We start from the raw sequence: 8,971 nt of genomic DNA, 5'->3' as shown, positions 1-8,971 counted from the left end.
GGGGGGGGGGGGTGACCCGCATCCGGCCCGTGGGGGGTGCTTGGGGCCCTGCAACAGGCTAACGCGCGGGGGCCCGCCCGGACACCTTTCGTGTCCGGGCGGGCCCGAGCCGTATGACGGGCCGTGCGGGCGGCCGGGCGCGGCTACGGCAGCGCCAGCATCCGCTCCAGCGCCAGCTTCGCGTACCGCTCCGTCTCCCGGTCCACCTCGATGCGGTTGACCAGGGTGCCCTCGGCCAGCGACTCCAGTGTCCACACCAGGTGGGGCAGGTCGATGCGGTTCATGGTCGAGCAGAAGCAGACCGTCTTGTCGAGGAAGACGATCTCCTTGCCCTCGGGGGCGAAACGGTTCGCCAGCCGGCGTACGAGATTCAGCTCCGTGCCGATCGCCCACTTCGAGCCGGCCGGGGCCGCCTCGAGGGCCTTGATGATGTACTCCGTGGAGCCGACGTAGTCCGCCGCGTCGACGACCTCGTGCTTGCACTCCGGGTGGACGAGCACGTTCACGCCGGGGATGCGCTCGCGCACGTCGTTCACCGAGTCCAGGCTGAAGCGGCCGTGCACCGAGCAGTGGCCGCGCCACAGGATCATCTTCGCGTCGCGCAGCTGCTGCGCGGTCAGGCCGCCGTTCGGCTTGTGGGGGTTGTAGAGGACGCAGTCCTCCAGGGACATCCCCATGTCACGGACGGCGGTGTTGCGGCCGAGGTGCTGGTCGGGGAGGAAGAGGACCTTCTCGCCCTGCTCGAACGCCCACTCCAGGGCCCGCTGGGCGTTGGACGACGTGCAGATCGTGCCGCCGTGCATGCCGGTGAACGCCTTGATGTCGGCGGACGAGTTCATGTACGAGACGGGGACGACCTGTTCGGCCACTCCGGCCTCGGTCAGCACGTCCCAGCACTCGGCGACCTGCTCGGCCGTGGCCATGTCGGCCATGGAGCATCCGGCGGCGAGGTCGGGCAGGACCACCTTCTGGTCGTCGGAGGTGAGGATGTCCGCGGACTCCGCCATGAAGTGCACACCGCAGAACACGATGTACTCGGCCTCGGGGCGCGCGGCCGCGTCCCGGGCGAGCTTGAAGGAGTCGCCCGTGACGTCCGCGAACTGGATGACCTCGTCGCGCTGGTAGTGGTGGCCCAGCACGAAGACCTTGTCCCCGAGCTTCTCCTTCGCCGCCCGTGCGCGTTCCACCAGGTCCGGGTCGGACGGCGAGGGCAGGTCACCGGGGCACTCGACGCCGCGCTCGCTCCTCGGGTCGGCCTCACGGCCGAGCAACAGCAGGGCGAGGGGCGTCGGCTGTACGTCGAGCTCCTGGGTCTGGGCGGTGGTCACGACACGCACCCTTTCTGTTCTGCGGCTCGCCGGGGCGCGAACGGCCCGGCGGGACATGCGGGACAAGCCTTTTCGTCTAAATGACGCTATCTATCATAACCGCTTCACGTCATGTTGACGATGTCCGCCGGGACCATGTGATGTGAATCCCTGAGCTTGTCCACAGGCCGCTGTGCGCGTTGATGCGCGTGTGCGAGCATGAGAGGGAACGGAGAACCAGAAGACAGACTCTCGGCCCGGAATGAATCCGCGGCCCCGGCGGTTGTTCCCGTCGGCAAGCAGTCTCCGAACAACCCGGGAGAGAAGCAGATGTCCGTATCGGACGAGACCACCACCGTGAGCGACGGCATCATGCTGTCCGACGCCGCCGCGGGCAAGGTCAAGGCCCTGCTCGACCAGGAAGGCCGCGACGATCTGGCACTGCGTGTCGCCGTTCAGCCCGGCGGCTGCTCCGGCCTCCGCTACCAGCTCTTCTTCGACGAGCGCTCCCTCGACGGCGACGTCGTCAAGGACTTCGGCGGCGTCAAGGTCGTCACCGACCGCATGAGCGCCCCGTACCTGGGCGGCGCCTCGATCGACTTCGTGGACACCATCGAGAAGCAGGGCTTCACGATCGACAACCCGAACGCGACGGGCTCCTGCGCCTGCGGCGACTCCTTCAGCTAGGCCCCGGCCCTCAGCCGGACCCCGGCCGACTGCTGGACACGTACGAAGGCGGCGTCCCCCTCCTATGGGGGACGCCGCCTTCGCGTGTCCCGGCCCGCGACCGCGCGCGGACCGTCCGCGCTACCGCGCCAACGGCACCGGGGTGTGCGGCACCCTGGGCGCCCTCGGCGTCGTCGGGTCGCCCGGTTCCGTCGGGACGGTCCTCGAAGCGCTCGGCGTCTTCCCCTCCCGGATCTCCCGGCCGTCCGACCCCACGACCTTCCGGTCGCCGAGCGGTTCGTCCAGGCGCACCGTCTTCTCGTACACCTTGGCGATCAGGATGCAGACCTTGCCCCGCCACGGGGTCTCGGTGACCTCGACCGTCACCTTGTCCGCACTCCCGCGCGCCGAGACGGAGTAGTCGGCGCACACCCCGCCGGTGAAGCTCACCGTCAGATCCCTGCCGTCGGCGGTGTACCCCTGCACCGTGACGCCGCGGGACGCCGGCTCGCCCGTCGGCCGCGGGCTCGGGGTCCCGGCCGGCGCCCCCGGAGTCGCGGGCGCGGCCAGGTACTTCGGGTCGACGGCCGGATGCGTCACGGTGAGGGGGGCGGTGGCCCCCTTCGGCCGTACCTCGAACAGCCAGGACGGCACCAGCGTCTGATGCCCGTCCACGAAGTGCGACGCGAGCCCGAAGGTGGCCTTCTCGACGTTGACCGTCTCCCGCCGGGGTAGCGCGGTCGAGGCGGCGCACGGTGCCTCGTCCCGGTCCTTCAGCGGCACGGCGCTCGCGCAGCCGCCGGGCCCGTTGCGCGAACCGCCCGGCGCCGAGGCCGTCCCGGGAGCGTTCATCAGGTCCAGCGTCCGGCGGGCGTCGAGGACGGGGTAGGTGTCCCCGCGTTCCGGCGCCTTCAGCAGGCCGTTGCCGCCCACCACCTGGCCTTCCTTGTCGACCTGGACGCCGGTGGTCCAGCCGTGCGTGGGCAGGCCGCCGACCTCGGGGTCCGCGTTCACCACCCGTACGGCGCCCATGAGCGCGCTCGCGTCGAGTTTCGCGTCGTCCTCGCCGAGCGCCTTCAGTACGGGGGCGGCGGCCTTCTTCGCGGAGGCCTCGCTCACCGCGTGACTGCCCGGCGAGCCGGGGTCGCTGGTGCACACGGCGCCCTTGCAGTTGTCGGTGCCGGGTGCGTAGCGGCTGAACGTCCAGGTGCCGGGGGCCCGCCGGTTCACCTGGAGACTCGGGCCGGAGCCGTCCCCGGCCTGGCCGGCCCGCCAGGTGTCGCCGACGAGCCGCGGGGTGCCGGTGAGCCCCAGGGCCCCGGCGAGGCGGGTCACCTCGGCCGCGGTGACCGTGCCCCTCGGTGCGTAGACGGGCGCGGAGTCCGGGCCGTCGGGCAGCTCGCCGTCCGCGCGGTAGACCGTGCCGTAGGGGTTGGGCTCGCCCGGCGCGACACCGCCCGTGCCGCCCCCGGTGGCGCCGTCGAGGGCGAGCGGCGGAGGAGTGCCGTCGCCGCCGGGGGACCCGGAGCCACTGTGTCCGCCGCCGTCGAAGGCGGTCGTGGCCATGTACGCCCCGCCGCCCCCGACGAGCAGAACGGCGGCCGCGACCGAGGCGACGGCCACCGGGGAACGCAGGCGGCGTGGCTTCGCCGTCCCGGCACCGTCCTCGGCGGGGTCGGTCGCTTCGTGGTCGGGTCGCTCGGTGCTCACCGCATCGCTCCTTCGGCTCCACTGCTGTCCGCGACGACCAGGCCCGGTCGGGGACATCCCGGAGCGGGCGCAGGAAGGTCGTACGCCGTGTCCCCTTTAAGGGGGACGGCGATGGGACGCAGCGGGGGAGCGCACGGTTCCCTGCGGGCGCTGTCCGCCCGCCCGCGCGCGGCGCCCGCGCGGACGCCGTACGTGACGCGGGTCAGTCGCCGTAGTCGGACATCGCGTCCAGCAGGCGGGCCGAGGCCGGAGGGACGCGCACCCCGTGGATGCGGGACGGGGACACGGACGGGACGGTGACCGGGGCCGGCGCCGCCCAGCGCCTGGCGGTACGGGCACAGTCGTCGCGCAGCGACGCCAGGTCGCCTTCGAGGTCGAGCGGAGCGGAGCCGTGGACCTTGAGGTTCGTCATAACGGAACCGTATGCACCGGGAGCGTTACGAAGAAAGACCTACTATCGGGTAGTTTTGACCGCTTCAGAGGTCGGGTGCCGACCGGGTAGCGTGAACTGTCAACCCTCTCCCTTCGCAGGAGCGTGTCCTCGCCGTGCGTATCGCAGTCACCGGCTCCATCGCCACCGACCACCTCATGACCTTCCCCGGCCGTTTCGCCGACCAGCTGGTCGCGGACCAGCTGCACACGGTCTCCCTGTCCTTCCTCGTCGACAACCTCGACGTGCGCAGGGGAGGCGTCGGCGCGAACATCGCCTTCGGTATGGGTCAGCTGGGCACGAAGCCCATCCTGGTCGGGGCCGCGGGCTCCGACTTCGACGAATACCGTGCGTGGCTGGACCGCCACGGCGTCGACACCGGCTCCGTACGGATCTCCGAGGTGCTGCACACCGCGCGCTTCGTGTGCACCACGGACGCCGACCACAACCAGATCGGCTCCTTCTACACGGGCGCGATGAGCGAGGCCCGGCTGATCGAGCTGAAGGCGGTCGCCGACCGGGTCGACGGGCTCGACCTCGTCCTCATCGGCGCGGACGACCCCGAGGCGATGCTCCGGCACACCGAGGAGTGCCGGTCCCGCTCGATCCCCTTCGCGGCCGACTTCTCGCAGCAGATCGCCCGGATGAACGGCGACGAGATCCGGATACTGCTGGACGGGGCGACCTACCTCTTCTCGAACGAGTACGAGAAGGGGCTCATCGAGTCCAAGACCGGCTGGAGCGACTCCGAGATCCTCTCCAAGGTCGGCCACCGGGTGACCACCCTCGGCGCGCGGGGCGTCCGCATCGAGCGCGTCGGCGAGGACCCGGTGGAGGTCGGCTGCCCGGACGAGGAGCGCAAGGCCGACCCGACGGGCGTCGGCGACGCGTTCCGCGCGGGCTTCCTGTCCGGGCTCGCCTGGGGCGTCTCCCTGGAACGCGCCGCCCAGGTCGGCTGCATGCTCGCCACCCTGGTGATCGAGACGGTCGGCACCCAGGAGTACCAGCTGCGCCGCGCCCACTTCATGGACCGGTTCACCAAGGCGTACGGCGACGACGCCGCCCTGGAGGTCAGGGCCCACCTGGTCTAGGGGGCCCGCACCGCACCGGGTCAGGACACCCGGCGGACCACGTACACCGAGCCCTGGTCCGCCGGCTCCTCCCCGACGTACTCCTGACCCCGCATCTCGCACCACGCCGGGATGTCCAGGCGGGCCGCCTCGTCGTCCGCGAGGACCCGGACGGTGCCGCCGACCGGTACGTCGCCGATGACCCCGGCCAGTTCGATGACGGGGATCGGGCAGAGCTTGCCGAGGGCGTCGAGGACGAGGGACCCGGAGGGGGCGGACGCCGTCCGGGGGGCCGTCGGAGCGCCGAGCTTCTCGCGCACCGCGGCGACCGCCACCGGAAGGACCGACAGGAACCGGTCGACGTCCTCGGACGGCGTGCCCGGCGGCAGCGACACCCGGACGTTGCCCTCGCTCAGTACCCCCATCGCCTTCAGGACATGGCTGGGGGTGAGCGTGCTGCTCGTGCACGACGAACCGGAGGAGACCGAGAAGCCCGCCCGGTCCAGTTCGTGCAGGAGCGACTCCCCGTCGACGTAGAGACAGGAGAAGGTGACGATCCCCGGCAGCCGGCCGGCCGGGTCGCCGACCACCTCCACGTCCGTGACCAGTTCCGGTACCCGCGCCCGGATCCGGTCCGTCAGTTCCCGCAGCCGCGCCGCCTCCACGGCCGCCTGCGCGCGCACGGCACGCAGCGCGGCCGCCGCGGCCACCACGGCCGGGATGTTCTCGAAGCCGGCCGCCCGACCCGACTCCCGTTCGTCCAGCGGCCCTTGAGGGGCGAACCGCACTCCCTTGCGTACGACGAGAAGCCCGACCCCCGAAGGGCCGCCCCATTTGTGGGCACTTGCCGTCAGCAGGGACCAGTCACCCTCGATCCGCCCCCAGCCCAGCGACTGCGCCGCGTCCACCAGGAGGGGCACCCCCGCCGCCCTGCACGCCTGTGCGACCGCCGCCACCGGCTGCTCCGTGCCCACCTCGTGGTTGGCGGACTGCAGGCAGGCGAGCGCGGTGTCGGGGCGCAGGGCATCGGCGTACACGGAAGGGGACACCGCGCCCGCGCGGTCGACCGGGACGCGGGTCACCGTGCCGCCCGCCGCCTCGTGGACCTCAGCCGCATGGAGTACCGACGAGTGTTCGACGGCTGACACGATCAGGTGGCGTCCGACGCGTCGACGGCCCGCCAGCGCGCCCTCGACGCCGGAGTGCACCGCCCGGGTGCCGGAACCGGTGAAGACCAGTTCGTCCGGGCGGCAGCCCACCGCGTCGGCGGCCGCCTCGCGGGCGGCGTCGAGCAGGAGCCGGGCCCGCCGCCCCTCGCGGTAGAGCCGGGCGGGGTCGGCCCAGCCCTCGTCCAGCGAGGCCTGGAGGGCCTGTCGCGCGACGGGGTGGAGAGGCACGGCGGAAGCTGCGTCGAAGTAGGCCACACGCCCACGCTAAAGCCCCGGTCAGGGCATCGCCCCAAGGGGGCGTGCGGAACGGCGCGACCGGCCGCGACGCACCCGCGGTCGCCGCGATGTCCCGTGTCACGAGCTCCTGGGCTCCCAAATCTCCGTCAGAAGTAGCCCGGAGCAGGGCAACCCACCCCCTTCGGCTGACCCGGCGGCGCGTTGGGCACCCTCCCCGCGCGACCTCAAATAGCGTCCAGTAGGGTTTGGTCCGCATAAACATCCAAACCCCTGCCCGTGTGCCAGGGCGGCGAGCGACCAGCGAGAAGGGCCGTAGCCAACCAGCGCGGGCGAGACTCTCGGGAAGGCGCTACGTGAGTCCCAACGGCTCCGACCGCTCGCCGCGGCGCCCGATGCGGCGGAAGCTGCTGCAGGCAATGACTGCGGGCCTGGTCCTGGCGACCGCCACCGGTTGCACATACAAGGACTTTCCCCGCCTTGGTATGCCCACCCCGGTCACGGAGGAGGCTCCGCGGATCCTCTCCCTCTGGCAGGGCTCGTGGGCGGCCGCGCTCGCCACGGGCGTGCTGGTCTGGGGTCTGATCCTGTGGAGCGTCGTCTTCCATCGGCGCAGCCGCACCAAGGTCGAAGTTCCCCCGCAGACCCGGTACAACATGCCGATCGAGGCGTTGTACACGGTGGTCCCGCTCATCATCGTCTCGGTGCTGTTCTACTTCACCGCACGCGACGAGACGAAGCTCCTCAGCCTCGACAAGAAGCCCGACCTCACGGTCAACGTGGTCGGCTACCAGTGGAGCTGGGGCTTCAACTACATCGAGAACGTTCCCGGTGTCACCGGTGACGCGAAGACCGACAAGAACCTGGACGCCATTCCGGACCGGTTCAAGAAGGACTTCCCGGTGAACGCCGGCGGTGTCTACGAGGCCGGCACGCCGAGTGAGCGGAACCCGCAAACGAAGAACCCCGGTCCGACCCTCTGGCTCCCCAAGGGCAAGACGGTCCGCTTCGTCCTCACTTCGCGGGACGTCATCCACTCCTTCTGGGTGGTGCCGTTCCTCATGAAGCAGGACGTCATCCCGGGCCACACCAACTCCTTCCAGGTGACTCCCAACAGGGAGGGCACCTACCTGGGCAAGTGCGCCGAGCTGTGCGGCGTCGACCACTCCCGGATGCTCTTCAACGTGAAGGTCGTCTCGCCCGAGCGCTACGAGGCTCACCTCAAGCAGCTCGCGGCCGAGGGGCAGACCGGTTACATCCCGGCCGGCATTGAGCAGACGGGCCACGAGAAGAACCGGGAGACGAACAACCTGTGAGCATCCTCAACGAACCCCAGGGTGCCGCGGAAGCCGACGACTCGTACGAGAACGAGCTGCCGGTGCGGCGCAAGCAGCCGGGCAACGTCGTGATCAAGTGGCTCACCACCACTGACCACAAGACGATCGGCACGCTCTATCTGGTCACGTCGTTCGCCTTCTTCTGCATCGGCGGCGTCATGGCGCTGCTCATGCGCGCCGAGCTGGCGCGTCCCGGTCTGCAGATCATGTCGAACGAGCAGTTCAACCAGGCGTTCACGATGCACGGCACGATCATGCTGCTGATGTTCGCGACGCCGCTGTTCGCCGGTTTCACGAACTGGATCATGCCGCTGCAGATCGGCGCGCCCGACGTGGCGTTCCCGCGGCTGAACATGTTCGCCTACTGGCTGTACCTCTTCGGCTCGATGATCGCGGTGGGCGGCTTCCTCACCCCGCAGGGCGCGGCCGACTTCGGCTGGTTCGCCTACTCGCCGCTCTCCGACGCGGTCCGCTCGCCCGGCGTCGGCGCCGACATGTGGATCATGGGTCTGGCCTTCTCCGGCTTCGGCACGATCCTCGGTGCGGTCAACTTCATCACCACCATCATCTGCATGCGCGCTCCCGGCATGACGATGTTCCGTATGCCCATCTTCGTGTGGAACGTGCTGCTCACCGCTGTTCTGGTGCTGCTCGCCTTCCCCGTCCTGGCGGCGGCCCTGTTCGCCCTGGAGGCGGATCGAAAATTCGGGGCCCACGTCTTCGATGCCGCTAACGGCGGAGCGCTGCTCTGGCAACACCTCTTCTGGTTCTTCGGCCATCCGGAGGTGTACATCATCGCCCTACCGTTCTTCGGCATCATCTCCGAAGTCATCCCGGTGTTCTCGCGCAAGCCGATGTTCGGTTACATGGGCCTGATCGGCGCGACCATCGCGATCGCGGGCCTGTCCGTGACCGTGTGGGCGCACCACATGTACGTCACCGGCGGTGTACTGCTCCCGTTCTTCTCCTTCATGACGTTCCTCATCGCCGTACCGACAGGCGTGAAGTTCTTCAACTGGATCGGGACGATGTGGAAGGGCTCCCTGTC

8 protein-coding genes are annotated in these 8,971 nt (G+C 70.3%); 4 read left to right on the top strand and 4 right to left on the bottom strand.

Annotated features, from left to right (window positions below; all coding sequences use genetic code 11):
- Positions 1-143: 143 nt before the first annotated feature.
- Positions 144-1,328, bottom strand: a complete 1,185-nt coding sequence (gene nadA, locus ACFV2J_RS42105; protein ID WP_385098159.1) for a quinolinate synthase NadA — start codon at positions 1,326-1,328, stop codon at positions 144-146.
- A 309-nt stretch (positions 1,329-1,637) separates the two neighbouring features.
- On the opposite strand from nadA, the gene ACFV2J_RS42100 reads away from it, so the two are divergent.
- Positions 1,638-1,994: an iron-sulfur cluster assembly accessory protein gene (locus ACFV2J_RS42100; RefSeq protein WP_148013634.1), complete on the top strand. Its 357-nt coding sequence runs from the start codon at positions 1,638-1,640 to the stop codon at positions 1,992-1,994.
- Between the two features lie 120 nt (positions 1,995-2,114).
- Here ACFV2J_RS42100 and ACFV2J_RS42095 read toward each other — a convergent pair whose 3' ends face one another.
- Positions 2,115-3,683 (bottom strand): hypothetical protein, encoded by a 1,569-nt coding sequence (locus ACFV2J_RS42095; protein WP_385092450.1) that lies wholly within the window; start codon positions 3,681-3,683, stop codon positions 2,115-2,117.
- A gap of 202 nt (positions 3,684-3,885) precedes the next feature.
- Positions 3,886-4,095, bottom strand: coding sequence for a hypothetical protein (locus ACFV2J_RS42090; RefSeq protein WP_385092453.1), 210 nt, complete (start codon positions 4,093-4,095; stop codon positions 3,886-3,888).
- Between the two features lie 134 nt (positions 4,096-4,229).
- Here ACFV2J_RS42090 and ACFV2J_RS42085 point away from each other — a divergent pair, with 134 nt between their 5' ends.
- Positions 4,230-5,204: a carbohydrate kinase family protein gene (locus tag ACFV2J_RS42085; protein WP_385092456.1), complete on the top strand. Its 975-nt coding sequence runs from the start codon at positions 4,230-4,232 to the stop codon at positions 5,202-5,204.
- A 20-nt stretch (positions 5,205-5,224) separates the two neighbouring features.
- On the opposite strand, the gene ACFV2J_RS42080 is transcribed toward ACFV2J_RS42085, so the two are convergent.
- Positions 5,225-6,607, bottom strand: a complete 1,383-nt coding sequence (locus tag ACFV2J_RS42080) for a cysteine desulfurase/sulfurtransferase TusA family protein (protein ID WP_385092459.1) — start codon at positions 6,605-6,607, stop codon at positions 5,225-5,227.
- A gap of 335 nt (positions 6,608-6,942) precedes the next feature.
- On the opposite strand from ACFV2J_RS42080, the gene coxB reads away from it, so the two are divergent.
- Positions 6,943-7,902, top strand: a complete 960-nt coding sequence (gene coxB / locus ACFV2J_RS42075; protein WP_385092462.1) for a cytochrome c oxidase subunit II — start codon at positions 6,943-6,945, stop codon at positions 7,900-7,902.
- Positions 7,899-8,971: cbb3-type cytochrome c oxidase subunit I (locus ACFV2J_RS42070; protein WP_385443772.1), on the top strand; the 1,073-nt coding region annotated here is incomplete at its 3' end. The genes coxB and ACFV2J_RS42070, both read left to right, overlap by 4 nt.

Source organism: Streptomyces sp. NPDC059668 (assembly GCF_042734135.1).
Classification (GTDB): domain Bacteria; phylum Actinomycetota; class Actinomycetes; order Streptomycetales; family Streptomycetaceae; genus Streptomyces.
This window is presented reverse-complemented; position numbering and strand designations above follow the sequence as displayed.